Source organism: Pseudomonas sp. X4, from assembly GCF_040784925.1.
Taxonomy (GTDB): Bacteria; Pseudomonadota; Gammaproteobacteria; order Pseudomonadales; family Pseudomonadaceae; genus Aquipseudomonas; species Aquipseudomonas putida_Z.
This window is the reverse complement of the sequence record NZ_CP160798.1, coordinates 4,661,012-4,687,154: the sequence shown is the minus strand read 5'-3', so window position 1 is coordinate 4,687,154 and position 26,143 is coordinate 4,661,012. Positions and strand designations below refer to the sequence as shown.

General features: G+C 64.1%; 24 protein-coding genes. 10 read left to right on the top strand and 14 right to left on the bottom strand.

Features of this window, described 5'->3' with window-relative positions; translation table 11 throughout:
* Positions 1-100: 100 nt before the first annotated feature.
* The 5 genes from acnA to ABX298_RS20910 form a co-directional block, all read right to left on the bottom strand.
* Positions 101-2,773 carry an aconitate hydratase AcnA gene (gene acnA, locus ABX298_RS20930; protein WP_075044850.1) on the bottom strand — a complete coding sequence of 891 codons (2,673 nt, stop codon included), beginning with the start codon at positions 2,771-2,773 and terminating at the stop codon, positions 101-103.
* A gap of 149 nt (positions 2,774-2,922) precedes the next feature.
* On the bottom strand, positions 2,923-3,810 hold the full coding sequence (locus ABX298_RS20925; RefSeq protein ID WP_286101670.1) for a LysR family transcriptional regulator: 888 nt from the start codon (positions 3,808-3,810) through the stop codon (positions 2,923-2,925).
* 64 nt (positions 3,811-3,874) lie between these two features.
* Positions 3,875-5,206 carry a CitMHS family transporter gene (locus ABX298_RS20920; protein ID WP_367393576.1) on the bottom strand — a complete coding sequence of 444 codons (1,332 nt, stop codon included), beginning with the start codon at positions 5,204-5,206 and terminating at the stop codon, positions 3,875-3,877.
* A 92-nt stretch (positions 5,207-5,298) separates the two neighbouring features.
* Positions 5,299-6,042 carry an acetoacetyl-CoA reductase gene (gene phbB / locus ABX298_RS20915; RefSeq protein WP_075044847.1) on the bottom strand — a complete coding sequence of 248 codons (744 nt, stop codon included), beginning with the start codon at positions 6,040-6,042 and terminating at the stop codon, positions 5,299-5,301.
* A gap of 193 nt (positions 6,043-6,235) precedes the next feature.
* Positions 6,236-6,898 (bottom strand): aspartate/glutamate racemase family protein, encoded by a 663-nt coding sequence (locus tag ABX298_RS20910; RefSeq protein WP_075044846.1) that lies wholly within the window; start codon positions 6,896-6,898, stop codon positions 6,236-6,238.
* A gap of 121 nt (positions 6,899-7,019) precedes the next feature.
* Between ABX298_RS20910 and ABX298_RS20905 the strand changes: the two genes are divergently transcribed.
* Entirely contained in the window at positions 7,020-7,958 is a 939-nt protein-coding gene (locus ABX298_RS20905) for a GntR family transcriptional regulator (protein WP_075044845.1), read from the top strand.
* Here the strand turns inward: ABX298_RS20905 and rraA are convergent.
* Positions 7,955-8,431, bottom strand: coding sequence for a ribonuclease E activity regulator RraA (rraA, locus tag ABX298_RS20900; protein WP_075044844.1), 477 nt, complete (start codon positions 8,429-8,431; stop codon positions 7,955-7,957). The genes ABX298_RS20905 and rraA overlap by 4 nt on opposite strands.
* Before the next feature lie 248 nt (positions 8,432-8,679).
* On the opposite strand from rraA, the gene ABX298_RS20895 reads away from it, so the two are divergent.
* The 4 genes from ABX298_RS20895 (at position 8,680) to ABX298_RS20880 (ending at position 12,947) form a co-directional block, all read left to right on the top strand.
* The gene (locus ABX298_RS20895) at positions 8,680-9,750 is read left to right on the top strand and encodes an isocitrate/isopropylmalate dehydrogenase family protein (RefSeq protein WP_075044843.1); all 1,071 of its coding nucleotides are present in this window, start codon (positions 8,680-8,682) and stop codon (positions 9,748-9,750) included.
* Between the two features lie 108 nt (positions 9,751-9,858).
* Positions 9,859-11,130, top strand: coding sequence for a 3-oxo-tetronate kinase (gene otnK, locus ABX298_RS20890; RefSeq protein ID WP_084785149.1), 1,272 nt, complete (start codon positions 9,859-9,861; stop codon positions 11,128-11,130).
* Positions 11,127-11,762, top strand: coding sequence for a 3-oxo-tetronate 4-phosphate decarboxylase (otnC, locus tag ABX298_RS20885; protein ID WP_075044842.1), 636 nt, complete (start codon positions 11,127-11,129; stop codon positions 11,760-11,762). The genes otnK and otnC overlap by 4 nt, the downstream gene beginning before the upstream one ends.
* A gap of 144 nt (positions 11,763-11,906) precedes the next feature.
* Positions 11,907-12,947 carry an AbrB family transcriptional regulator gene (locus tag ABX298_RS20880; protein ID WP_075044841.1) on the top strand — a complete coding sequence of 347 codons (1,041 nt, stop codon included), beginning with the start codon at positions 11,907-11,909 and terminating at the stop codon, positions 12,945-12,947.
* 103 nt (positions 12,948-13,050) lie between these two features.
* Here the strand turns inward: ABX298_RS20880 and ABX298_RS20875 are convergent, their stop codons facing one another.
* The gene (locus ABX298_RS20875) at positions 13,051-13,983 is read right to left on the bottom strand and encodes a GntR family transcriptional regulator (RefSeq protein WP_075044840.1); all 933 of its coding nucleotides are present in this window, start codon (positions 13,981-13,983) and stop codon (positions 13,051-13,053) included.
* A gap of 345 nt (positions 13,984-14,328) precedes the next feature.
* Between ABX298_RS20875 and ABX298_RS20870 the strand changes: the two genes are divergently transcribed.
* A complete protein-coding gene (locus tag ABX298_RS20870; RefSeq protein WP_075044839.1) occupies positions 14,329-14,697 on the top strand; it encodes a hypothetical protein in 369 nt (122 codons plus the stop codon).
* Between the two features lie 160 nt (positions 14,698-14,857).
* On the opposite strand, the gene ABX298_RS20865 is transcribed toward ABX298_RS20870, so the two are convergent.
* Entirely contained in the window at positions 14,858-15,016 is a 159-nt protein-coding gene (locus tag ABX298_RS20865) for a DUF2986 domain-containing protein (RefSeq protein WP_064506462.1), read from the bottom strand.
* 153 nt (positions 15,017-15,169) lie between these two features.
* Here ABX298_RS20865 and ABX298_RS20860 point away from each other — a divergent pair, with 153 nt between their 5' ends.
* Both ABX298_RS20860 and ABX298_RS20855 read left to right on the top strand, forming a co-directional pair.
* Positions 15,170-16,933 (top strand): phosphoethanolamine transferase CptA, encoded by a 1,764-nt coding sequence (locus ABX298_RS20860; RefSeq protein ID WP_075044838.1) that lies wholly within the window; start codon positions 15,170-15,172, stop codon positions 16,931-16,933.
* 207 nt (positions 16,934-17,140) lie between these two features.
* Complete coding sequence (locus tag ABX298_RS20855) at positions 17,141-18,586, top strand: PucR family transcriptional regulator (protein ID WP_075044837.1); 1,446 nt, start codon at positions 17,141-17,143, stop codon at positions 18,584-18,586.
* Positions 18,587-18,705: 119 nt separating this feature from the next.
* Here the strand turns inward: ABX298_RS20855 and ABX298_RS20850 are convergent, their stop codons facing one another.
* The 5 genes from ABX298_RS20850 to ABX298_RS20830 all read right to left on the bottom strand — a co-directional run bounded on the left by ABX298_RS20850 (position 18,706) and on the right by ABX298_RS20830 (position 23,806).
* Positions 18,706-20,091: an amino acid permease gene (locus ABX298_RS20850; RefSeq protein ID WP_075044836.1), complete on the bottom strand. Its 1,386-nt coding sequence runs from the start codon at positions 20,089-20,091 to the stop codon at positions 18,706-18,708.
* A 305-nt stretch (positions 20,092-20,396) separates the two neighbouring features.
* The gene (locus ABX298_RS20845; protein WP_075044835.1) at positions 20,397-20,933 is read right to left on the bottom strand and encodes a membrane integrity-associated transporter subunit PqiC; all 537 of its coding nucleotides are present in this window, start codon (positions 20,931-20,933) and stop codon (positions 20,397-20,399) included.
* Positions 20,934-20,944: 11 nt separating this feature from the next.
* Complete coding sequence (locus ABX298_RS20840; RefSeq protein WP_075044834.1) at positions 20,945-22,585, bottom strand: intermembrane transport protein PqiB; 1,641 nt, start codon at positions 22,583-22,585, stop codon at positions 20,945-20,947.
* The gene (locus ABX298_RS20835) at positions 22,569-23,213 is read right to left on the bottom strand and encodes a paraquat-inducible protein A (RefSeq protein ID WP_075044833.1); all 645 of its coding nucleotides are present in this window, start codon (positions 23,211-23,213) and stop codon (positions 22,569-22,571) included. The genes ABX298_RS20840 and ABX298_RS20835 overlap by 17 nt, the downstream gene beginning before the upstream one ends.
* Positions 23,210-23,806, bottom strand: a complete 597-nt coding sequence (locus tag ABX298_RS20830; protein WP_025338639.1) for a paraquat-inducible protein A — start codon at positions 23,804-23,806, stop codon at positions 23,210-23,212. Before ABX298_RS20830 ends, ABX298_RS20835 begins: the two co-directional genes overlap by 4 nt.
* Before the next feature lie 151 nt (positions 23,807-23,957).
* Here ABX298_RS20830 and ABX298_RS20825 point away from each other — a divergent pair, with 151 nt between their 5' ends.
* On the top strand, positions 23,958-24,431 hold the full coding sequence (locus ABX298_RS20825) for a YMGG-like glycine zipper-containing protein (protein WP_025338638.1): 474 nt from the start codon (positions 23,958-23,960) through the stop codon (positions 24,429-24,431).
* Positions 24,432-24,469: 38 nt separating this feature from the next.
* Here the strand turns inward: ABX298_RS20825 and ABX298_RS20820 are convergent, their stop codons facing one another.
* The gene (locus ABX298_RS20820) at positions 24,470-25,375 is read right to left on the bottom strand and encodes a LysR family transcriptional regulator (RefSeq protein ID WP_025338637.1); all 906 of its coding nucleotides are present in this window, start codon (positions 25,373-25,375) and stop codon (positions 24,470-24,472) included.
* 381 nt (positions 25,376-25,756) lie between these two features.
* Here ABX298_RS20820 and ABX298_RS20815 point away from each other — a divergent pair, with 381 nt between their 5' ends.
* Positions 25,757-26,143 carry a VOC family protein gene (locus ABX298_RS20815; RefSeq protein WP_085592672.1) on the top strand — a complete coding sequence of 129 codons (387 nt, stop codon included), beginning with the start codon at positions 25,757-25,759 and terminating at the stop codon, positions 26,141-26,143.

The following is a 26,143-nucleotide window of genomic DNA, read 5'->3' as shown; positions in this document are numbered from 1 at the left end:
GATGAGCGCTGGCCTTTGTGGCGGCAGCAGCGCCCCGCACGGTGGCCATCACGGCCACCGCCTTGAAACATTCAGAGCAGCATCGTTCAGGTCAGCAGCGTCAACTGCGGGTGCGCTTGACCACTTTGCGAATCACATAGGGCAGCACCCCGCCATTGACCAGGTAGCGGATTTCCTGCTGCGAATCGATGCGGGCAATCAGCTCGGCCTCGTCGCGGCGGCCATCCTGGCGCTGCACCAGCAGGCGGATGCGGTTTTCGCCCACGCTCAGTTCGTCCAGGCCGACGAAGTCGAAATGCTCGCTGCCATCCAGTTGCAGGTCGTCCACGCTCTCGCCGCCCTTGAACAGCAGCGGTAGCACGCCCATGCCGATCAGGTTGCTGCGGTGAATCCGCTCGATGCTGCGTGCCACCACGGCGCGCACGCCCAGCAGGGCCTGGGCCTTGGCCGCCCAGTCACGGCTGGAGCCGGCGCCGTAGTTGATACCGGCGAACACCACCATTGGCGTACCGGCATAGCTCTGCGCCGCGTCGTACAGCGGCAGGCACTGACTGTGGTCGGCGTTCCAGGCCCAGGCACCAGGACCTGGCTGCTGCTCGCCGAGCAGGCGGTTACGCACCGACTTGTTGGTAAACGCGCCACGCAACATCACTTCGTGGTTGCTGCGGCGGGTGGAGTACTGGTTTAGGTCCTGCGGGTCCTCGCCGCGCGCCAGCAGCCACTCGCCAGCCTGGCTGTTGGCAGGGATCGCGCCAGCAGGGGAAATATGGTCGGTGGTCACGTTGTCGCCCAGCACCATCAACGGCCGCGCCCCCTGGATCGCCAGGCTGGCCTTGGGTTCGGCCTGGATATCGGCCAGATACTGCGGACGGCGCAGGTAGGTGGACCGCGCATCCCACGGGAACTGCACGCTGCCTTCGGCCGACAGCGCCTGCCAATGGTGGGTACCGTCCCAGACGGTGGCCAGGCGTTGCCGGAAGAATTCCGGCTTGACCACCCGGGCCGCCAGTGTGGCGACCTCCTCGTCGCTGGGCATAAGGTCGTGCAGGTACACCGGGTTGCCGGCGCTGTCATGTCCGAGCGCTTCGCGGGTCAGGTCGACCTCGACGGTACCGGCGATGGCGAAGGCCACGCAAAGGGCCGGCGAAGCCAGGTAACCTGCGGGCACCTTGGGGTTCACCCGACCTTCGAAGTTGCGGTTGCCCGACAGCACCACCACGCCTTTCAGGCCCTGGTCGGCAAAGGCTTCCACGTGGGTTTCAAGCTTGCCGGAGTTGCCGATGCAGGTCATGCAGCCAAAGCCGGCCAGGTCAAAGCCCAAGGCAGAGAAGTCCTGCAGCAGGTCGGCCTCGGCCAGGTAGTCAGCCACCACCTGGGAGCCCGGCGACAGTGAAGTCTTGACCCAGGGCTTGCGCTGCAGCCCCAGGCGTCGGGCGTTACGCGCCAGCAGTCCAGCCTGGATCATCTGCGCCGGGTTGGCAGTGTTGGTGCAACTGGTGATCGCCGAGATCACCACGGCGCCGTGACTGATCGGCGTACCGAAGGATGGCTCGAAAAACTGCTCTGCCTTGGGGCCGGCAATCAGGTTGCCATTACCGAGCACCTGCTCCTGGAACGAGGCGCCCGAGCGCGACAGCGGCTGCCGCTGGTGCGGTTGGTACGGGCCGGCGACACTCGGCTCGATGGTGGCCAGGTCCAGTTCGATCAGTTCATCGAACTGAGGCTCTGGCTGGTCATCGCGCCGATGCAGGTCCTGGGCATGCATGTAGCTGGCGGCTTGCAGGCACAGCTCGGCTGAGCGGCCGGTGAGTCTCAGATAGTCCAGGGTCTGGTCGTCGAACGGGAAGAACACCACGGTGGCGCCATACTCCGGCGCCATGTTCGACACCGTACCGCGCGCCGCCCAACTGAGGGTGGTCAGGCCAGGGCCGGTGAACTCGACGAACTTGCCCACCACCGAACGCTGGCGCAGGATCTGCGCTACATGCAGCGACAGGTCGGTGGCGGTCACGCCCGGGCGCAGGGCATTGGTGACGCGAAAACCGATCACCTGCGGGAAGTTGATCGGCACCGGCTCGCCAACCATCGCCGCCTGCCCTTCCAGGCCGCCGACTCCCCAGCCCAGCACGCCGATGGCGTTGATCATTGGTGTGTGGCTGTCGGTGGCGACCATATCGTCCGGGTGCAGCAGGCGCTGGCCGTCTTCCGTGCGGCTTTCCCATACCACCTTGGCCAAGGCTTCCATGTTCATCTGGTGGATGATGCCGGTGCCCGGCGGAATCACGCCAAAGTTGTCCAGGCTCTTCTGCGCCCACTTGATGAAGCGATAGCGCTCGCTGTTGCGGCGAAAATCGATGTCCAGGTTCTGTTCGACCGCTTCCGGCTCGGCAAAGCGCTCGACAATCACCGAGTGGTCGATGGTCAGCACCGCCGGGATCTGCGGGTTCATCGCCGCCGGGTCGCCACCCAGCTCGGCCACCACGTCACGCATGCCGGCGAAGTCGGCCAGCGCCGGCAGGCAGGTGGTGTCATGGAACATCAGGCGGTTGGGCTGGAACGGCACCTCGCAGTCCGGGCCCTGACCCAGGGCGCGAGCCAGCACCGGCTGCAACGCCTGCGGCGTGCAGCGGGCGACGTTCTCCAGCAGGATACGGATGGAAAACGGCAGGCGTTGCAGCTGGCTGGGGTTCAGCAGCTTCTTCAGGTCGACGTAGGTAAATTGCGCCTGGTCGATCTCCAGGGTGCTCATCAGGTCGCGGGCAGTCTCGGTCATGCTCGTATCGCTCGGTTTCTGGTCGTGTGCACAGGCCGCAATCGGCACTCGGCGTTGTGGATGAGCCGATGGTAAAAGCAGCCTGGGCGGATGAAAATTGATCAATTACCACAGCAGCGTTCGCCAATCGCGAACGCTCAACAATGGCCCTAATCCGCCAGTTTCAGGTGGTCGACAAAGGTCTTGAGGGTGGCCGAGGCGCCATCGAACTTGCGCAACGCCAGCAGCAGGGTGCGCTGCGCCCAAGGCTCGTCAAGGGTCACCGCCTTGAGCTTGTGGCTGCGCAGGTACTGGTCGATGACACTGCGCGGCAGCACGGCGACACCGAGCCCGTTCGACACCATGCGGCACATGCAGTCAAAGCTGCTGATACGGATACGCAGCTTCAGTGCCTTGCCCAGCCGCTCGGCTTCACTGGTGAGCAAGGTGTGCACCGAGCTTTCCAGGTGCGGGCCGACCATCTCGTGCTCCAGCACCTCTTCGAAGCGCACCCGCTGACGGGTCGCCAGAGCATGCCCGACAGGTACGACCAAGGTCAGTTCGTCGTGCCGGTAGGGGAAGGTTTCCAGGCCCTGAGCAGGAGTTTGTGCGGCGATGATGCCAAGGTCGGCGCGCCCGTCGGCAACTGCACGGACCACCGCCGAGCCTACCCGCTCTTCGATGTCGAACTTGATCGCCGGGTACAGCTGGGCAAAGCCGGCCAGGTCCTGCGGCAGGAACTGCGACAGCGCCGAGGTAATGGCATGGATACGGATATGGCCCTTGACCCCGCTGGCGTAGCCGCTCAGCTCGGTATCCAGTTGGGCCATGGTCTGCTTGAGCTGGCGGGCGTAGAACAGTAGCGACTGCCCCGCCGGGGTCAGCTCCACGCCGCGAGCATTGCGCACCAGCAGCGGCGAGCCGATCTGCGCCTCCAGCTCGGTGATGCGCTTGCTGATCGCCGACACCGCCACATGCTTGATGCGGCTGGTGCGGGTGAGATTGCGCTCCTGGGCCACGGTGATGAACAGGTCCAGGCTGGTAAGGTCGTAACGCACGGCAAAGTCCTGAAAGGCAGAAGCCGGAGCAGCCTGCGGCCACCCCGGTGTTGATCGGCGCGGGTCAGCCAGCGCTCCATGGGAACAGGCCAAAGCCCATGGCCACGAACATGATCAGCATGCACAGCGCGAACGCCCATTTCAGCGTGTACTTCTGGTGGTCACTGAACTCTACCCCAGCCAGGCCACACAGCAAGTAGGTCGAGGCCACTAGCGGGCTCAGCAGGTGGATGGGCTGGCCGACCAGCGAGGCACGGCCGATCTCGGCATGGGTGATGCCGTACACCTCGGCGGCCTTGGCCAGCACTGGCAGTACCCCGTAGTAGAAGGCGTCGTTGGACATGAAGAAGGTGCCGGGAATGCTTGCCAGCGCCGTAATCGGTGCCATGTACGGCCCCCAGCTTGCCGGCAGCATGTCGAGGAAACTCTTGGACATGGCATCGACCATGCCGGTGCCCGAGAGGATGCCCGCGAGGATGCCGGCAGCGAGGAAGATGGCGATCTGGTTCAACGCCGTCGGCGCGTGGGCAGAAATGCGCCTGCGCTGGTCCTGCATGTGCGGGTAGTTGATTACCAGGGCGATCGAGAACGCCACCATGAACAGAATCGCCAGCGGCAGGATTTCCAGCAGCAGGCCAGCCATCAGGGCGATGGTCAAGCCGGCATTCAGCCAGAACAGCTTGGGCCGGCGTAGTTCGGTGTTTTCTTCCGACAGCGACGGCGTAGCCTCGTTGTCGGTATCGTCGAACACCGTGGCGGCCGCGCCCAACGACTGCGGCAGGCGGCCCAGGCGCTGGCGTTCACGGGTACCGATGAACCAGGCCAGCAGCAGTACGCCGAGGAAGCTGATGATCAGGGTCGGGATCAACGGCAGGAACAGTTCGGCGGTTTCCACCTGCAGCGAGGCGGCGGCACGGGCCAGCGGCCCACCCCAGGGCAGCAGGTTGGTGACGCTGGCGGCAAGAATCACCACGCAGGTCAGCGCCAGCGGGTCCAGGCGCATGCGCTTGAACAGCGGCAACATGGCCGTGACAGTGATCATGTAGGTGGTCGAGCCGTCGCCGTCGAGCGACACCAGCCCCGCCAGCAGGGCGGCGAACACCACCGCTTTCATCGGGTCGCCGCCGATCAGCAGGATGAACTTCTTGATTATGGGGTCGAACAGGCCGGTGTCGAACATCACCCCGAAGTAGAGGATGGCGAACATCACCATGATCGCCGTGGGCGCGACCTTGCGCAGCCCCTCGATCATCATGTCGCCCATGTCCGGCCCGAAGCCTGCGAACAGCGCGAATAAAATCGGTACCGTAGTCATGGCCACCAGCGGCGACAGGCGCTTGGTCATGATCAGGGCCATGAAGGTCACGATCATGCCGTATCCAAGAATTGACAGCATTTGTATCACCTTGACTTGAAATACAATTGTTTTTATGAGTCAGCGCCGAACAGACGCATCAAGGTAAAGCGGCAGGCAGCCGGCCTGCGCCGTCAACTCATGTGCAGGCCGCCATTGAGCGAGAAATCCGCCCCGTTTGCATAGCCCGATTCGTCAGATGCCAGCCAGGCACAAATGGCGGCGATTTCGTCCGGGGTACCCAGGCGGCGCGCGGGGATGTCCTGGATGATGCGGTCCATCACCGAGGCACTGGTGACCGAGCGCAGTTTGGCCGTGGTGATGAAGCCCGGCGATACGGTGTTCACCGTCACCCCGCGTGCGCCAACTTCGCGGGCCAGCGCGCGGGTGAAGCCGCGAATCGCCGATTTGGCGGTGGAATAGTTTACCTGGCCTACCTGGCCGATCTGGGCGTTGACCGAGGAAATATTGATTACCCGGCCCCAGCTACGGGCGACCATGTCGTCGATGACCTGGCGAGTGACGTTGAACAGGGAATTGAGGTTGGTATCGATGACCGTGCTCCAGTCACCGGGCTGCATGTCGCGGAACACCACGTTGATCGCGGTGCCGGCGTTGTTCACCAGTACATCCACCGGGCCGACTTCGCGCTTGATACGGGCAAAGGCCTCCTGGCACGAGGCCCAGTCGGCGACATTGCCTTCCGAGGCGATGAAGTCGAAGCCGTGCTGTTTCTGCTCGGCCAGCCAGGCGTCCTTGTGTGGCGATGCAGGGCCGCAGCCGACCACGACGGTGAAACCATCCCGGGCCAGGCGCTGGCAGATGGCAGTGCCAAGGCCGCCCATTCCCGCGGTGACGTAGGCGATACGTTTGCTCATGGGTGTACTCCGTATTGTTTTTGTGGGGAGCATTGCTGGCCACCGGTGGCGGCGGTTGCTGACTACTTAACGCGAAGCCTGATTGTTTTGCAAGCCAACACAGTACAATTTATTTCGCATGCCCGACGAAAACAAAAATGCATTTTTGAACTTAAATAGGCAGTACCTGAAGACCGCATGGCCCAGTCGAGTGTCAAGCCTCCAGAAGCCTACGCAGCATCAGCACCGCACTATCTGGCGTAGTCAGCACCGGTCGCCCGCTGGCATAGCGCGCACCTTCCGCGGCCCGGGTCATGGAGAACTGGGCAAAGCACAGCACATCGCACGCCTCGATCTGCCCGGCCAGGTCGGCAATCAGGCGGTCATGCCGGGCTGCATCGCCCTGGTGCAGGGCTTCCAGCGCGTGCGGGCAAGCACCCGATACAATGCGAATCTGCACACCACGCGCGTCGGCCGCCTTGGCAAACTCCTCACTCATCGAACCGATGCTGGGCTCGAAGGTGGCAAGGATACCTATCGTGCGCGCCTGCCCCAGTGCCTCGTCGATCATCGCCTCATTAGGCTTGAGCACCGGGATATCCAACTCCCGGCGACTCGACTCGATGGCTTCGCCAAACGCCGAACAGGTAAACAGTACCGCATGCGCGCCAGCATCGCGGGCGTAGCGGGCCAGTTCGCAAAAGCGCCGTTTCAGGTCGTCGGTCAACTGCCCGGCGCTGCGCAGGTCGCGCGACAGCGAGTCTTCCAGCAGGTTGCACAGCTCGGCCTCGGGCCACAGCCGGGCAAAGGTTTCGTTGATCGGCGCAATGGCCACGGGCGTGGCGTGTATGAGAAAAATGCGTTTGGTGCTGGTCATGCGTTCTCCGGGGTGCAAACATTGTTGACGGCAAGCCAGGCTTGCCAGGGATGATGTTTCCGGCCGGGGGTTGCCCGGCTGTTTTTTGCGGCTCGCCGCCCGTTGCTCGAAGCGCCAGGACATGACCTCCAAGATAAAAACGGACCTCGCCGGCCAACTCGCACCGAAAATCCTCGACATGGCCCGAGCCCGCTCCATGCGCGCTGGCGACCCGCTGCGCGAAGAAGCCTTCGCCAAGGAACTGGGTGTATCGCGCTCGCCGGTGCGCCGCGGCTTTGCCTTGCTCGAAGACCTCGGCCTGGCAGTAAAGGAGCCGAACCGCGGCTACTTTCTCACCCGCGATGCCCGCGACATCGACGTACGCAAGTTGCCGCTGGACGTCGACACCTTCGAAGACTTCTACCTGCGCGTGGTCGACGATGTACTGGCCGGCGAGATCAGCACCTCGTTCTTCGAGGCCGAGTTGCTGCGCAAGTACGACGTACCACGCGGCCAGTTGCTCAAGGTGCTCAATCGCCTGGCCAACGAAGGCATGATCGAACGCAACCCGGGCCAGGGCTGGAGCATCAACAGCTTCCTGCATGACTCCGAAGCGCATATCCAGAGCTACCGCTTCCGCATGGCTATCGAGCCGGCAGCGCTGCTGGAGCCCACCTACAAGGTCGACAGCGCTGCCTTCGCCAAGGCGCGGCGCATCCAGCAGGAACTGCTCGATGGCGATATCTTCACCCTGTCCCGCTCGCAACTGTTCCAGATCGGCTCGCAACTGCACGAACTGATCGTGCGCTGCTCGGGCAACACCTTCTTCCTTGAAGCGATCCGCCGGCAAAACCAGCTGCGCCGGTTCATGGCCTACCAGTCCAACGTCGACCGCCCTCGGCTGATCAGCCAGTGCAAGGAACACATCCAGCTGCTCGACCTGATCGAACAAGGCCGGCGCGAAGAGGCAGCGGCCTTTCTGCGCCAGCACCTCGACGTGGTCAGCCGCCTCAAGGCCGCCCGCGAAGCCCAGGAAGCCCGGGACTTGAAACAGGCGCTGGCGGTCGCCGACCTGGGTTAGGCGCACGGCGCGTCGAGCACAACCACACCATCATCGTCGCCATACAGCCAGTCACTGGCGGCGATGGTCTGCCCGGCGAACGTCACGCTCAGGCCCACCTGCCCTTCGTTGCGCTTGACCGACTTGCGCGGGGTCACGCCCAAGGCCTTGATCGCCAGAGGCAGCCCCTGCAGCACGGCCTTGTCGCGCACATGGCCGTACACCAGCACACCTGCCCAGCCGTTGCGCGCCAGGTCTTCGGCAATGTGGTCGCCGAACAGCGCGCAACGCTCGCTGCCACCACCATCTATCACCAATACCTTGCCCTGCCCTGGCTGACTGCTCAGCTCCTTGACCCGTGAATTGTCCTCGAAGCACTTCACCGTCACCGCCTGCCCCTGGAAGTCGCGCTTGCCGCCCAAGTCGACGAATACCGGCGCCAGCACCCGCGCCCGCTCGCCCAGTTCGTCGCAGAGGTCCGTGGTCTTGATCATGTTGCGCTCTCCTTTGTTCAGTAGCTCCGTAGTCAAAACAAATGTTGCACGAATTGGTTTTGCATGCAATAAAATGCAAAGGCGAGCGAATAAGGCCAACCCAAGATGCACAGCCAATGGCACCGAAAACCCGCTTGGCGGCTGACTTTTAATGTATTTCGTAATAACGAAGTACACTATCGAGCGACGTCGATGAAGCGCCTTGATCCTCAATAGAACGCCCGAATAAAAATGGTTAGGAGAGTGTGATGCGAATTCTGGTTCTTCCCTGCGACGGTATCGGCCCCGAGATCGTGGAGTCGTCGATGGCGGCACTGCACGCTGCCAACCGCAAGTTCGACCTGGGCCTGTCGTTCGATTACGACGACGTCGGCTTCGTCAGCCTGGAAAAGTACGGCACCACCCTGCGCGACGAAGTGCTGGAGAAGGCCAAGACCTACGACGGCATCATCCTCGGCACCCAGTCCCATGCCGACTACCCGGCCCCGGAGAAAGGCGGTCGCAACGTTTCGGCGGGCTTCCGCATCGGCCTGGACCTGTACGCCAACGTACGTCCGGCGCGTACCCGCAGCTTCCTGGAATCCAACATGAAACCGGGCAAGCACATGGACCTGGTGATCATGCGCGAGGCCACCGAAGGCTTCTACCCGGACCGCAACATGAGCCGTGGCTGGGGTGAAGTGATGCCCTCGCCCGACATGGCCCTGTCAACCCGCAAGATCACCCGGCACTGCTGCGAGCGCATCACCCGCCGCGCCTTCGAACTGGCGATGAAGCGCAAGCGCAAGGTCACCGCGATCCACAAGGCCAACAGCTTCCACATGACCGACGGGTTATTCCTGGAATGCGTGCGCAACGTGGCCAAGGACTTCCCCGAAGTGCAACTGGACGACCTGCTGGTGGATGCTTCCACGGCCCACCTGGTGCGCAGCCCGGAGCGCTTCGATGTGCTGGTGGCGACCAACTTCTACGGCGACATCATCAGCGACCTGGCCAGCGAGCTGTCCGGTAGCCTGGGCCTGGCCGGTTCGATGATGGCCAGCGACATCCATTGCTGCGCCCAGGCCCAGCATGGTTCGGCGCCCGATATCGCCGGCCAGGACAAGGCCAATCCGGTGTCGATGATCTTGTCGGTGGCCATGCTGTTGCAGTGGATGGGCGAGCACCATGGCAAGCCGGCGCTGTTCGAAGCCGGCAAGGCCATGGAACAGGCCGTGGACGCTGTGCTGGAAGACCCGGCCAAGCGCACTGCCGACCTCGGTGGCCAACTGGGCTGCCGCGCCTTTGGCGAGGCCGTGGCCGAAGCCATCGCCGGTTGACCCAAGTTGGCGGCACGCCCGTGCGTGCCGCCAAGCGCCCTTCCCTACCCCCACACAGGCCTGTGTTCCGAGCCCTGCGCATTCGGTGCCGGGCTGGAGGAACTGGCCATGAGCCAACCGATTCTGGGCTGCATCGCAGACGACTTCACCGGCGGCACCGACCTTGCCAGCATGCTGGTGCGTGGCGGCATGCGCACCCTGCAAGTGATCGACGTACCCGTCGGGCCGATCGACGCCGATGTCGATGCCATCGTCATCGCCCTGAAAACCCGCACGCTGCCCGCCGAACAGGCAGTCGAACAGTCCCTGACGGCTCTGGCCTGGCTCAAGGCCACCGGTTGCCGGCAGTACTTCTTCAAATACTGCTCCACCTTCGACTCCACGGCGCAAGGCAACATCGGCCCAGTGGCCGATGCCTTGCTCGACGCACTGGACACGCCATTTGCCCTGGCCTGCCCGGCCTTCCCGGAAAACCAACGCACCCTGTTCAATGGCCACCTGTTCGTCGGCGACACGTTGCTGAACGAATCCGGCATGCGCCACCACCCGCTCACGCCGATGGCCGATTCCAACCTGGTGCGCGTGCTGCAACAGCAAACGCCGCGCAAAGTCGGCCTGGTCCGCCATGCCACTGTCAGCCAAGGTGCCGCAGCCGTGCGCCTGGCTTTGGCCGATGCCCAAGCGGGTGGCTTCGGATATGCCATCGTCGATGCCATCAGCAACGCCGATCTGACGGTCATTGGCGAAGCCGCCAGCGAACAACGGCTGATCACAGGTGGGTCGGGCGTTGCCCTGGGCCTGCCGGACAACTACAAGCGCGCCGGCCTGCTGGCCGATACCGCCTGTGCGGCAGACCTGCCCCCGGTCGATGGGCTGGCTGCCGTGCTATCTGGCAGTTGCTCGGTAGCCACCAATGGTCAGGTCGCGCATTGGCACGACAGCGGCAAACCCAGCTTCGCCATCGACCCGCTGCGCCTGGCCGAAGGCCATGACCTGGTGACTGAAGCGCTGGACTGGGCCCAGCCACTGCTGGCCCAAGGCCCTGTGCTGATTTATGCCAGCGCACAGCCGGACGCGGTCAAGGCCGTGCAGGCCCGGCTGGGCGTTGAGGCCGCCGGGGAAATTGTCGAGCGCGCCCTGGCGCAGATCGCCCTCGGCCTGCAGGAACTGGGCGTGCGCACCTTCGTGGTCGCCGGTGGCGAAACCTCCGGAGCGGTGGTCAAGGCCCTGGGCGTCAAGGCGCTGCGCATCGGCCCATCGATAGCCCCTGGCGTGCCCTGGACCCTCGGACTGGGCCAGGTGCCCGTGGCGTTGGCATTGAAGTCGGGCAACTTCGGTGGCCCCGGCTTCTTCACCCAGGCACTGGAGCTGGCACCATGAACGAAAGCAAGCAACGGGAAGAGATCGTGCTGCTGGGCAAGTCGATGTACGACCGCGGCCTGACCCACGGCGGCACCGGCAATATCAGCGTGCGCCTGGACGATGGCTGGCTGCTCACCCCCACCGGGTCCAGCCTGGGCCGGCTGGACCCGGCACGGCTGACCAAGCTCGACTGGGAGGGTCGCCATGTCAGCGGCGACAAGCCGTCCAAGGAGCTGATGCTGCACCTGGCCATGTACCAGGAGCGGCCCACCAGTGGCGCAGTGGTGCACCTGCACTCGACGCACTCGGTGGCGGTATCTGTGCTGGACGGACTGGATCCGGACGACCTGCTGCCGGCCATTACCGCCTATTACGCCATGCGCGTCGGCAAGCTACCGCTGGTGCCTTACTACGCACCTGGCGACCCGGCACTGGCCGAGGCGGTGCGGGCGTTTTCGGGCAAGCACCACGCCATGCTGCTGGCCCACCACGGGCCGGTGGTGGCGGGCAGCGACCTGAATGCGGCGGTGGATGCCGCGGAAGAGCTGGAGGCAACGGCGCAGCTGTTTCTGCTGATTTTCCAGCACAAGTTCCGCACCTTGACGCCGGAGCAGGTGGCTGAGTTGCGGCGGCAGTATTCCGCCAAGTGACGCGTTGCGTCGGCGAATCATGGGGGCGCTTTGCGCCTCATCGCGACACAAGGCTTCTCCAAGGGGACCGCGTTTCCTGCAGGAGCGGCCTTGTGTCGTGATGGGCTGCAAAGCAGCCCCCCCCAACAAACACCAGGAGACCCCATGCTCAATACCTTGAAAACCTGGTGGGCCACCCCGCTGACAGGCACCGCCGGCGCACTACTCGCCAGCGCCGCCCACTGGCCCCTACCGTGGATCATCGGCTCGATGCTTGCCGTGATCATCATCCGCTGCAGCGGCTGGGCCATTGCCGAAATCCCCAACGGCCGCAAGTCCGGCCAATGGCTGATCGCAACCTCCATCGGCCTGCACTTCACTCAGCCGGTGGTGCACGAACTTGCGAGGCATTTCCTGCTGATGCTGGCCGCCGCCTTCGTCACCCTGCTGCTGGCTTTGGTTGGCATCGCTTTCATCCACCGCCGCGGCATGGACCTGACCACCGCCTACTTCGCCTTCATGCCGGCCAACTTCGCCGAGATGATCCAACTGGGTATGCGCTATCGGGCAAACGTCAGCCAGATCGCCGCAGCACACAGCATTCGCCTGGTGCTGATCGTGCTCAGCGTGCCACCGGCGATGCTCCTGCTGATGCACGCGGCCCCCGGCACCTCGCAGCCACGCTTGCCGGCCGACTGGCAGTGGCTGGGGCCGATGCTGGCCGGTGGGGTGCTGGTGGCTTTGTCATGGAAGCGTCTGGGGCTGCCGAACCCGTGGATGTTCGGGCCGATGACCTTGTGTGCGGCGCTGACGGCATGCTTCGATCTGCGCATGGCGCTACCGGTGGAGTTGAGCCATTACGGCCAGTTGATGATCGGTTGTGCGCTGGGCAGCTTTTTTGACCGCGGCTTCTTCCGACGCTCCCCCCTGTATCTGGGCAAGGTAGTGGCGTTCACCCTGGCGATGATTGGCTGCACCTTCCTGTTCGCCTGGGGCTTTGCCTGGTTGTCGGGTAGCCGGTTGTTGTCGCTGGCGTTGGGGATGATGCCGGGAAGTACCACCGAGATGTACCTGACGGCGGAGGCGTTGAACCTTGGGGCGGGGATGGTGACGGCGATGCAGATCATGCGGCTGGTGTTGGTGATGTTGTGTGCGGAACCGCTGTTGAAGGTGTGGTTGGGGCGACGGGCAGCGGTTGAACAGTGAGATTGCCGGGGCTGCTTCGCAGCCCATCGCGACACAAGGCCGCTCCTACAGGTAACGCGTAGCCTCTGACGTGTCGCGACTGGCCGCAAAGCGGCCCCACGGTTCAGATTTCCACGACAACGTTCGGCACAAGTTGCCCCTGCGCCGCCCTGCGCAGTTCCAGGATCGGCGACTTGCGCGCAAACGAACCACTGAGGTGGCGTTTCATCAGGTGCGCCGCCTCCAGGTTATCCCCTTCCTCCACCAGTTCGACCATGCGCAGGTGCTCGGCACACTGGGTATAAAGCCGCTTGCGGTCGATCATCGAGCGGTACTCGATCAACCGGCGCATGTTGTTCAACTGCCTGAGGATCATCAGATACAGTGGGTTGCCCGACAGCTTGATCAGCTCCTCATGAAAACGAATGCCCGACTTCAGCAGCATGTCCGCAGGCAAGGTATCGATGCCACCGGCCAGCAGGTCGCTCTGCTCTTTCTTCAACCGCCGCAACACCTCGAGGTCGCCGATGAAGCTGCTTTCCAATAGCGCCGCTGGCTCGATCAGCGCACGCACGCGGTAGATCTGTTCGAGGGTTTCCGGGGTCTTGGCCACGTCAAGAAAGCGCCAGCCGTAGCCTGCCTTGGGTTCCGCCCAGCCGACCTTGGCCGCCCGGTTGAGTATGTCGGTGACCTGGAATTTGGTCAGGCCGTAGCGGTCACGCAGGTACTTTTCGGTTACCTCCGCCGGGATGGCGTCGTTGAGCCAGTCTTCGGAAAGCCGGTAGTACTCGGGCGGCTCTTCCAGCGAGGTGACTTCATCACTGCCCGGCACCATACCTCCCGGCATCTCCAGCACGAAAAAGCCACGGTTGGGAATCTGCTCCAGCAGTTTCTGCCCGGCGAGCGTGGTCAGCGCCTCTCGCGCGGGCGAGCGCGACACGTGGAAGCTGTCGGCCACCTTCTGCGCACTGAGGTGCGCGCCAGGGGCCAGTTCGCCCAGCTGAATCTTTTGCCGGATTTCAGAAACGATTCTCTGGACGAGGGTGCTCGATGCCATGTACCTGAACCAATCAAAGGAGGGTGTTTGCGCTACCGGATCTGCGCCACAGTATACGCGAGCATAGCCAACGAGAGCTCCTGAGAGCTGCGCCATGATCTGGCCCTGGTCAGCGGCATCATTCGGCACCGCGAATTCAGCTTGCTCGCAACCGACTATCTGTTTTGAGCCACAGAAGTTCTACAACTTGTTGCCGCTGCGAACTTTTTCCCGTTTACCGGTCTATGTGGGAGGCACAGAAAGGTAGCGGAACGCGAGACAAGCTTCGCCGACCACCTGCTGGCCAGATGGCTCAATTGTTATCAGAGGTTGGCTTCGCTCATGAAAATACATGTCGCAAGGTTGATGCTGCTCGGCCTGTTCTCGTTCGCGGCGATGGGCACGGCATCGGCAACACAAATGAAGGCGCCCGTAGTGGCAGCCCCGGTGGTTCAATCACCGTTGCAGCCTGCCGGCAACCCCTGGTCCAGGGTGGCCAGTGTGGCCGATGAACAGCCAGCCACACTGCTGGCCCACGATGACGACCGCTGGCATGACCACCGCAGCGACTGGCGCCGCGAACAATGGCGCCGCGAGCAGGCCCGCCGTGATTGGGAGCGCCGGCGAGACTGGGAACGCCGACGCGACTGGGAACGGCGCCGCGACTGGGAGCACCGCCATGAGCGGGCCATGCACCACCGCTACAATGATGACCACCGCTACTATCGCCGTTGATCGTTGATCCGCAATTGGCGCGTTCGATGTGGGAGCGGCCTTGTGTCGCGAAAGGGCTGCGCAGCAGCCCCAGCATTGGTAGCCGTAATGCTGGAACCTGGGGCCGCTCTGCGGCCCTATCGCGACACAAGGCCGCTCCCACAGGGGCGCGTGACAGGCATCAGTTCTCCGTAACGCCTGGGGTATCCGCTGCAGCCTCGGCCTCCATCTTCAAACGGTCGGCCTTGCAAATGTACTTGGGCTTGCGCGGCGCCAGCTTGGCGCTGGCCTTCTTGGCATGCGCCTGCAGTAGCTGCTTGATCTTCTTGCGACGGTTCATTCTCACTCGACCTGTCAGTCCGGTTTGGCTGAACACATCATACCTTGCCTGGGCCAGCGTCTCGTTGACGTTATTTTCACGCTCGGCAGATTAGCGTCACGCCCTTTCCGGCCACGGGCACATCCGCTGGCCGCCAAGTACGACGAGGCATACGTGTCACACACTCCATCCACCTCCTCGCCCAAGCGCGTGGACTGGGCCGGCCTGGGCTGGCTTTTGCTGTTCTTCTGGTACTTCTCGGGCGTGACCCAGGCGTTGCTGCTGTTCAGTGGTACCACCGGGTTCGCCGGTTTTCGCGATGCATTCTTCCTCAGCAGCCTGTGGCTGGCCCCGGTACTGCTGCTGCCGCGCTTCACTCGCGCCACGGCAGCGGTCATCGGCCTGGTGTTGTGGGCTGCTTCGCTGGTGGGCCTGAGCTACTTCGGCATCTATCGCCAGGAGTTCTCGCAAAGCGTCATCTTCGTGATGTTCGAGTCCAACACCGCCGAGGCCGGTGAGTACTTCAGCCAGTACTTCAGCGCCTGGCTGGGCCTGGCACTGCTGCTGTACACGCTGGTGGCGGTGCTGCTGTGGAAGCGCGTACGCCCGGTCAGCCTGCCACTGCGCAGCCGCCTGCCGGTGGTCGCCCTGTTGCTGCTGGCCAACCTGGTGTACCCGTTCTACAAGCAGATGGTCACCCAGGAACGCAGCTTCGCCGACGCGGCGGAAAAGGTGCAGCAGCGCATGGAACCCGCCGTGCCCTGGCAACTGCTGGTCGGCTACCGCCAGTACCGCCAGCAGCTGGACAACATGCAGGAACTGCTGGCCAAGAACGCCGCGCTACCGCCCCTGCAAAACCTGCGTGACAGCAGCGGTGCAGCGCCACGCACGCTGGTGCTGGTGCTGGGCGAATCCACCACCCGCGAGCACATGCACCTGTACGGCTACAACCGCGACACCACGCCCAACCTCGATGCGCTGGCCGCCAGCGACAAGAGCCTGACGGTGTTCCGCAACGTGGTGTCGCCACGCCCGTACACCATCGAAGTGATGCAGCAGATCCTCACCTTCGGCGACGAGCAGAACCCGGACCGCTTCCTCACCGACCCGTCGCTGATCAACCTGATGAAACAGGCCGGCTACAAGACCTTCTGGATCACCAACCAGCAGACCATGACCAAGCGCAACACCATGCTGACCACCTTCTCGCAGCAGACGGACGCGCCGGTGTACCTGAACAACCAGCGCAACCAGAATGCCAGCCAGTACGACGATGTGGTGCTGTCGCCGTTCGAGAAGGCCCTGCAGGACCCGGCGCCGAACAAGTTCATCATCGTGCACCTGCTGGGTACGCACATGGACTATCGCTACCGCTACCCGAACGACTACGCGCACTTCAACGACCGCCAGGGGGTGCCCGGCAAGCTGACCGATGACCAGGTGGAAACCTACAACTTCTACGACAACGCGGTGCGCTACAACGACTACGTGGTGTCGAGCCTGCTCAAGCGTTACTCGGCCAGTACCTCCAATGGCTTCCTGCTGTACCTGTCCGACCATGGCGAAGATGTGTACAGCTCTGGCAACCACGACCGCCTGGGGCGCAACGAAGGCGCGCCGACCCGGCCGATGTACACCATCCCGTTCATGCTGTGGACTTCGCCCAGCTGGCAGGCCGAGCACCCGCGCGACTTGCAGGCGATGGCCGACCGCCCCTACAGCAGCTCGCACCTGATCCATACCCTGTCCGACCTGGCCGGGCTGAGCTATGACCGTTACGAACCGGCCAAGAGCCTGGTGAGCCCGCAGTTCGTGGTGGCACCACGCTGGATTGGCGACCCGTACCGCAAGGATGGGCTGCGCGAGTTCGACCACCTGCCGCTGGACAAGGCCGAGCGGGTGCGGGAGACGGCCAGTAGTGGCAAGAACCTGAACTGAGTGTTGCGCGGTGGGGATTGCCGGGGGCGCTTTGCGCCCCTTTCGCGACACAAGGCCGCTCCCACAAGGATGCGCACTGTCCTGTAGGAGCGGCCTTGTGTCGCGATGGGCTGCAAAGCAGCCCCACTGGCCCTGCACCGCGAACAAAGGTTTACCGCCCCAGCGTAAAACGCCATGCTTGGCGCATCTTTGGAATGAGAGATGCCCATGCTCACGGTGCAGGACCTGATCGATATCGAACTGCTCAAGTTGCAGGCCGTGGCTGGCGCGGCCGGCACCGGCAGGCTGATCACCTGGGCCCACACCGTCGACTTGCCAGACCCCTGGCGCTGGGTATCGCCAGGCGACCTGGTGATGACCACCGGCGTCGGCCTGCCCAGCGCCCCGGCAGACCAGGTGAGCTGGCTGGAGCAACTGGTGCAGAGCAACTCCAGTGCCTTGGTGGTGGCGCCGCGGGCCGATGCGCCGGCGCTGTCCGGCGAACTGCTGGCCGCCGCCGACCGCCTGTTGTTCCCGGTGCTGCATGGCAGCTTCGAACTGGAGTTCGTCAAGCTGTCGCACTACGTGATCGAGAGCGTGCTGCAGGCCCAGCGCGAGCGTTTCAACGCCAGCGAGCGGCTGTTCCAGACCTACGCCGATGCCTTGCGCAAAGCCCCCGACATGGCTGGGCGCCTGGCGATCCTGGCCGACACCCTCGGCCTCGACCTGGCCATCGAGGATGCCCCCAGCGGCACCACCGTGGTCGAAACCCGCCGGGCCGCGCAGGCTGCCGAGCGGGTGGAACGCATCCCGATCGGCGGCCGCGCCCGCGCTAACCTGCTGATGGCGCGCAAAGGCACCCGCACGCAGGATGACGCCATCCTGGTGCGCTCGCTGGTCGGCTTGCTGGGGGTGGAACTGGAACGCCTGATGATCCACCGCGACCAGCAGCGCGAAGAAGGCGCAGCGCTGTTGCGCAGCCTGCTCGACAGCGAGACGGAGTTCAGCCTGGCGCGGCCGATGCTGGAGCGCCGTGGCCTGGTCGGCACCCTGGTGAGCCTGGCGATCAGGCCGGGCAGCCACGGCCCGTGGAGCAGCGCCGACATCCACCAGGCCCCTGCCCTGCATCACTCCACGCCGCTACTGCTCGACGACAAAGGCCTGCTGCTGGCGATCAGCCGTGACGACGCGCCAAGCCTGACGGCGCTGTGCCACAACCTCGGCGAGGGTACGGTAATTGGTATCAGCGGGCCGATCGCGGCGGCCACCGGCTTTCGCGAGAGCGTGCGCCAAGCCCGCCTGGCGCTGACCCAGGCCGAGGAAAGTGGCGCGCAGCAACTGCGCTATGGCGAGGCGGAAACCGGCCTGATCATGGCGCCCAAGTCGCTGGCCGAGGCGCGGGCGCTGGTGGGGCGTTACCTGGGGCCGCTGATCGAGCATGACCGCACCCAGGGTGCGGCGCTGCTGCAGACGTTGGTCACCTTCCTGCACAACGACGGCAACTGGAAGGCCACGGCGTATGATTTGGGGATTCACCGGCAGACGCTGGTGTACCGGCTGAAGCTGGTGGAGCAGCTTACCGGGATCAAGCCGACCACTACCGGCGGGATTGCGCGGTTCTGGATTGCGATTCAGGCGGGGAAGAATACCGACCTGTTCGAGCATCTGGTCTAGGCCCTTGGGGGCGCTTTGCGCCCCTGTCGCGACACAAGGCCGCTCCCACAGGACTGCGCGGTCCTTCTGTGGGAGCGGCCTTGTGTCGCGATGGGCCGCAAGGCGGCCCCAGATACACCTTAATTCAACCCAACCTCTGCACCAGGCTGCTGCCCCCGCGGCCCCCGCACCATCACATACGAAACCGCAATCACCACAATCGCAACCACGCATTGCCCCAGGCTCACCCGCATGCTCGGGTCGAAGGCCATGCTCACCAGCACCGCCACGATCGACCCGGTCACCAGCAACGGCAACCACGGATGCCCCCACATGGCGAACTTCAGCGTACCTTCCGCCACCCATTTGCGCCGCAGCCTGAGCTGCGACAGGCAGATCACCAGGTAGACGAACAGGAACACCGTGCCGGACGAGTTGATCAGGAACTGGAACACGGTATCCGGCCACAGCGCCGCAATCACCACGCAGCCATAGCCCACCAGGGTCGAGGCAATCACCCCGCGTACGGGTACGCCATTGCCGCTGACCTTGGCCACCCAGCGTGGCGCCTCACCGTTGGAGGCCAGCACGTAGAGCAACCGCGACGAGGTATACAGGCCGGCATTGAGTACCGACAGCACCGCCACCAGGATGACCACGGTGAGCATGTCGCCTGCGCCGGGAATGCCGATATGCTCCAGGGTGGTCACGAACGGCGACTTGCCGGGGGTGATCGAGGTCCATGGCTGTGCCACCACGATGAAGAACGTCGCCAGCACGAAGAACACCAGGATGCGCAGCATCACCGTGTTCACCGCCTTGCGGATGTTGCGCGACGGGTCTTCCGACTCGGCCGCCGCCAGGGTGGCGACTTCCACACCGGTCATGGAGAAAATCACCACCACCACCCCGGTGAACAACGCGCCTACCCCATGGGGAAGGAAGCCGCCATGCTGGGTGAGGTTGGCAAAACTGGCGCTGGAGCCAGGCCACAGGTTGAACACGTACAACCCGGCCACGACCAGAAACACCACGATGGCCGCGACCTTGATGCCGGCGAACCAGTATTCGGCCTCGCCAAACGAGTGCACCGACATCAGGTTGAGCAAGGTCATGCCGACCATCAGGCCAAGGGCAATGGCCCACACCGGGATATCGGGCAGCCAGGCATTGATGATCTGCCCGCCGACCACGGCCTCGAAGCCGACCACGATCACCCAGAAGTACCAGTACAGCCAACCGGTCATGTACCCGGCCGGGCGCCCGAAGGCCAACCGGGCGTAGTCGACGAACGAACCTTTGGCCGGGTGCGCGGCGGCCATTTCGCCGAGCATGCGCATCACCAGCGCGACGATCAGGCCGGTGATGGCATAGGTGATGAAGGCACCCGGGCCGGTTGATGCGATAACCGCGCTGGACCCTACGAACAGACCGGCCCCGATCACACCGCCCAGGGCCAGCATGCTGATGTGCCGGGTCTTGAGGGCACGCTTGAGACGCGGGTCATGCTCCGACTGAATCGGCATTGGTTGTCTCCTTTTATTATTAGTAATCAACATTGCCGCTTCGCAAGGGTATGCAGGGGCCAGCGCATGGCCTATCGCAAAAAAACAGGTGCGCAGGCGCTGGCCTGTACAAATGTATGAATGGAGGGAAGGACAGGAAGTGTCAGGCGACCGCAGCCGCGAACTCTGTGGGAGCGGCCTTGTGTCGCAAAAGGGCCGCAAAGCGGCCCCGGCAATTGCTGCCGTGACGCTGAAATCCGGGGGCCGCTACGCGGCCCTTTCGCGACACAAGGCCGCTCCCACAAGTACCGTGCATCGATCAGTCATCAGGCAGGTTGGGCACAGCTGCCCTGCCGGGCACTCCCCCGCACCGCCTCGGCCAGTTTGCGCAGGTTGGCCTGGTGGGCATTGACCAGGCTGGCTATGCTGTTGTCCGCGGGCGTCTGCAGCGAGGTACGGCAGGTCAGTTCGGCCGCACCCGGGCGCGTCAGGCGCCATACCGCCTCCAGCGAGGCGTAGCGCCCCGGCACGCTATCGAAGCGCTGCACGTCCACCCGCAGCAACGCCTTGCCGCCACCCACCGGCCCGCCCAACTGGTCCTGCAAGGCGCTGCGGAACTCTTCCACCAGGTTGGCCCCCCACCACTCCGTCTCGAGGATGGCCAGGCCGCTCTGCCCTTGCCGCACCACCAACTGCGGGCGGTCCACCTGCGGCGGCACGGCTACCCTCGCCACCTGGATGCGCTGGCCACCGTCACGCACCGGTTCGCTCGGTACCAGCGTGTGATAGTTGTTAGGGGTACTGCTGCAGCCCCACAGCACGGCCAGCAGGCCGGCGCCACACACATTGCGCAGTCGATGCATCGGCTGTCTCCTCAGGGTTCAAGGTCGGCGGCAGCGGCCGCTTTCGGCCGGCCGCGTATCAGCGACTCGGGGTGCCGGCCCAGGTAATCGGCAAGGTCACGCAACGAACGCGACATGCGCTCCAGTTCGTCCAGGGTTTCGCCCATCCGCTCGCGCTGCGGCGAGTCTTCGGAAATGGCCGAATTGGCGGTGCGCAGGGTCTTGTGCACTTCGTCCAGCGCCACCTTCACGTCCGGCAGCGTCTGGCCGTTGAACTGCTTGAGGCTGGCGCGCAACTCTCGCAGGCTGCCGTCCAGGTTGTTGGCGATGCTCTCCAGCGGCAGTTTGCTGATGCGCTCCACCACCCGCTGCAGCTGTTCCTGCAACTGCTCCAGGCTGCCGGGCAAGGTGGGGATGGTGATAGGGTCTGCGGTCTTGTCGAAGGCCACCTTGGGGGCATCGGGGTAGAAGTCCAGGGAAATGAACATCTGCCCGGTGATCAGGTTGCCGCTGCGCGCCTGGGCCCGCAGCCCGTGCTCGACGAAGGTGCCGATCAGCCGACGCGCACCGTCCATGTCGCCTTCGGCATGCTTGAACACGGCCAGCATCTTGCGGTGCACCGGCCCCAACCGCTGCGGGTAGATCACCGCATCGACCACCACCGGGAAGGTCTGCCGGGTGGCATCGTAGTCGAGCTTGACCGAAGTGACCCTACCGAACTCCACACCCTTGAACTCCACCGGCGCTCCCACCGACAGGCCGCGCATGGCCTGGTCGAAGCGCAATTGCAGGTACTGCGCCTGGCCACTGGGCGGTGCCAGGGCGGTGTCGCGGTCGGCAAACAGCTGGAAGCGCGCCTGGTCGGCAGCGGGCTCGGCTTGCGGGGCGAAGTCGGGCGAGCCAAAGGCCAGCCCGCCCACCAGGATCGACGACAGTGATTCGGTATCGATCTTCAGGCCGTTGGCACCGATCTGCATGTCCACGCCACTGGCATTCCAGAAGCGGGTATCGGCGGTGACGAAGCTGTCGTAGGGGGCCTGCACGAACACGCCGATCTCCACGCCCTTGCCATCGCCCTGCAGGGCAAAGGACACCACCTCGCCCACCGGGATCTTGCGGTAGTAGATCGACGAGCCAATATCCAGCGACCCCAGGTCGCTGGCGGTCAGGACAAAGCGCTTGCCCTTTTCGTCGTAGGTGATCGGCGGTGGCAGCTCCAGGCCGACAAAGGACTTCTCCGGCACTTTCGATTCGCCGGAATCCGCCCCGATGAAACTGCCCGACAGCAGCGTGTCCACACCGGACACGCCGCCCACGCCAATGCGTGGCCGCACCACCCAGAAACGCGCCCCCTGGGTGGCGAACGCGCGGGCGTCGTTGGACAGCTGGACCTTGGCAACCACGCTCTTCTTGTCGTCGGCCAGGTCCACCGTGGTGACTTCGCCGATCACCACGCTGCGGTACTTGACCTGGGTCTTGTGCGCCACCAGCCCTTCCCCGGTGTGGAAGGAAATGGCGATGACCGGGCCCTGCTGCATCCAGTTGCGCACCACCAGCGAAGCGCCGATCAGGATCGCCAGTATCGGCACGATCCATACCAGCGACACACTCCAGCGCCGGGTGTGAACTTCAATCTGCCCCGCGCCCTCGCGCTTGTCAGTCTGTTGCACCATCAATGCGGCCTCCCTCGTTGGCACGGCTATCCCAGATCAGGCGTGGATCGAAGCTCATCGCAGAAAACATGGTCAGTACCACCACCATGCCGAAAAACAGGATGCCCACCCGCGGCTCGATGGTGCCCAGCCCGCGCAGTTGCACCAGCGCCGCCACCAGCGCCACCACCATCACATCGAGCATCGACCAGTAGCCGATCAGCTCGACGAAACGGTACAGCTGCGAGCGCTGTCGGCAGGCCCAGGTAGAACCGCGCTGGGCGGTGAACAGCAACAGGCCGAGCGAAAAGAACTTGATGGCCGGTACGCCCACGCTGGCAATGAAGATGATCAGTGCGATGTCCCAGGCCCCTGCCTCCCAGAACTCCAGCACACCACCGCCAATGGTGCTTGCGCTGCCACTGCCGAGCATTTCGGTGTGCATCACCGGCAGCAGGTTGGCGGGGATGTAGAAAACCAGCGCCGCCAGCAGAAACGCCCAGCCGCGGCTGATGGCATTGGCCTTGCGCCGGTGGATGGCGGCACCACAGCGGTCGCAGGTGTGCTTGCCGCTACCCAGTTCGCAGGCCTGGCCGCAGCCATGGCACAGGCACAGGCCCAGGTCGTCGGCATTGGCCGGGGTATTCATACCTGCTCCCAAAGGTCGCGGATGTCCTTGCCGGCGATATGGATGATCAGCATGCTCAGTGCGGCCAGGGCCAGCAGGCCGATGCCGGGTATCACATCGAGCAACCCCGCCAGCTTGATCACCGCCACCATCGCCCCCAGCAGGCACACCTCCAGCATGCTCCACGGCCGCAGGCTCTCCAGGCTGCGCATGCACAGGGCAAAGCCGGGGGCGCGCTGGCCGGCCAGGGCGAAACTCAATAGCCAGCACAACAGGGTAATCTGCAGCACCGGCGCAAAGATGATCGACAAGGCCATGACCAGGGCGATGAAGGTGATACTGCCGTGGCTGAGGATCTGCACCGAGTCCCATAATGTCGCGGAATGGGTGAGCCCCTGCATGCCGATGGTCATCACCGGGTAGAAGTTGGCGAACACCAGCAGGATGCCCCCCGTCACGCTCAGGGCCAGCCGCTGCTGCACGGTCAGCGAGGTGTGCCGGTACAACACGCCGCCACAGCGCTGGCAAACGGCGCGCTGATGCTTGAGCAGCGGCGCACGGTGGTACACCGTGTCACAGTACTCACAGATGATCAGGTGCTGGGTCTGGCTCATGGGGTTTCCACAGGTAGCCCGGGTTCACGCCGTCATACGCAGGCGAACCACGTTTGATATCCGGTTTAGACCATCCCGGCAAAACTGCCATCATCGGCAGCAAAGGCGAACTATTCTGTGAGACGGGATCCCCACCCGCTGGAGGTTTGCCATGCGTACGATGACGTGGAGTTGCCTGCTGGTGCTGCTGTGCGCGGCATCGGCAACCCAGGCGCAGTCGGTGGTGCCGCTCAAGGGCCAGAGCAGCCAGCAGATGCAACTGGATATCAATGATTGCAATACCGTCGCGACCAATGCCGCGAACAGTGCCGCGACCTCCAGCGACCCCCATGTCGGTGGCCGGGTACGCGGTGCCGCTGCCGGCGCGGTTGCCGGTGCGGCAGGCGCGCAGGTGCGCGGCAACCAGCACGACGAGCTGTATGACCGGGTCGGTGACGATGCCAAGGAGCAATACCGGCAGAACCGCGCCGGCGAAGTGGCCGCCGCCGGTGCTGCGGTCGGTGGCATGCGCCAGCGTCAGGACCGCCGTCAGGACCGGCGCGGCCAGGACGAAGCGAAAGCCCAGGCTCATGCCAGTGCCTATGCCGGGTGCCTGCAAGGGCGCGGCTATCAGGTCAACCCCTGACCAACGGGCACGCCATGCTCCTGCACGGCGTGCCCGATTCAGAACTTCGCCAACTGCTCCCGGCAGAACTCCACGAACAACTGCGCCGGCTTGGTCAGCTGCACCCGCTTCAACCAGGCCGCCGCCAGCCCTGACAGCGCCACTGGCTCGGCGATATCCAGCATGGCCAGGCGTTGCCCGTCGTAGGTGTACTCCGAATGCGGCCGCGTCACCAGCAGCGAAAAACCGAAGCCCTGTCCGACCATGCCGCGCACCATCTCGATCGACGGCGAGCTGAAGACGATGTTGGGCGTGAGGCCCATTTCGTTGAACAGGCTGACGAAGTAGGTACGGCTGGGGGCAACGTCCAGCAGGATCATCGGCTCCGGGCACAGGTCACGCAGCGACACCTGGGCCTGGCCGGCGAAGCGGTGGTTCTCGGGCAGCAGCACATAGGGTTTCTGCGGCGGCATCAGCGGCTCGGCCTCGATGGTGCCGTCCAGGTCATGGTCGTAGAGGAACGCCAGGTCGAAGGTACCCGCGGTCAGGCCCTGGATCAGGTCCTGCTGCTCGCCGTCGCGCAGGCGGATATCCACCCCCGGGTAACGCTGGCGAAAGCCGGCGATCAGCCGCGGCAGGTACAGCGGTGCCACGGTTTCGAAGCAGCCGATGTCGATTTGCCCGGCCACGGTGTCGTTGTCGGCCAGGGCGTTCTGCTCGAATTCGTGGGCCATCTGCAGCAGCGACTTGGTCTTGGCATAGAAGCGTTTGCCGCTAGGCGTCAGTGACACACCCTGGGCGTGGTGACGGATGAACAGCTGCACGCCGAAGCTTTCCTCCAGGCTCTTGATGGCCGTGGAGATGGACGGCTGGGCGATGTACAGCTGGCGGGAAGCCTCGGCCACGCTGCCGGCCTCGACGGTGGTGACGAAGTACTTGAGTTGTCGCAATGTGTAGGCCGCCACGGGCACCTCTCTGACGCCGGTCTGGGCGCGCTGGGATCATGCCTGTCACTTTACCCTTGGCAGCGGCTGGGTGGGGGCCGGGTGATGAAGGATTTACCTATGGCTTGAGCAGGTTTTTTGTAGGGGGACTTTAGCCGCGAAGAATCCGACGCGGCCCATCGCCGGCAAGCCAGCTCCCACAGGTACAGCGCAGACTTCAAGAGTTACGTGGTCCCTGTGGGAGCTGGCTTGCCGGCGATGGGCTGCAAAGCAGCCCCAGTAAAGCCTGTAGAAACTGACTGACAGCAGGCTAAAGCCCACAGGAGCCTGGCAGCCCGCTGGTCAAATACCCCTGATTGTCTTTACTAGTACTCATCGGCTCCAGACATAGGGTGTGCGCTTATGAAGATCGTGGTCACCAGCATCCTCGTCGACGACCAGGCCAAAGCCCTGGCTTTCTACCACTACGTACTCGGTTTCGAGCCCAAGCACGATATCCCCATGGGCCGACACCGCTGGCTGACGCTCACCTCCCCCAACGACCCCAACGGCGTCGAGCTGCTGCTCGAACCCGACGCGCACCCGGCCGCCAGGGAATACAAGGCCGCGCTCAAGCAGGACGGCATTCCCGCCACCTCGTTCGGCGTGCGTGACATCCAGGCCGAATATACCCGGCTGTGCGCGGCAGGCGTGCAGTTCACCCAGACGCCCACCGACATGGGGCCCGTCACCGTAGCGGTGTTCGATGACACCTGCGGCAACCTGATCCAGATCGCCCAGAAACACTAG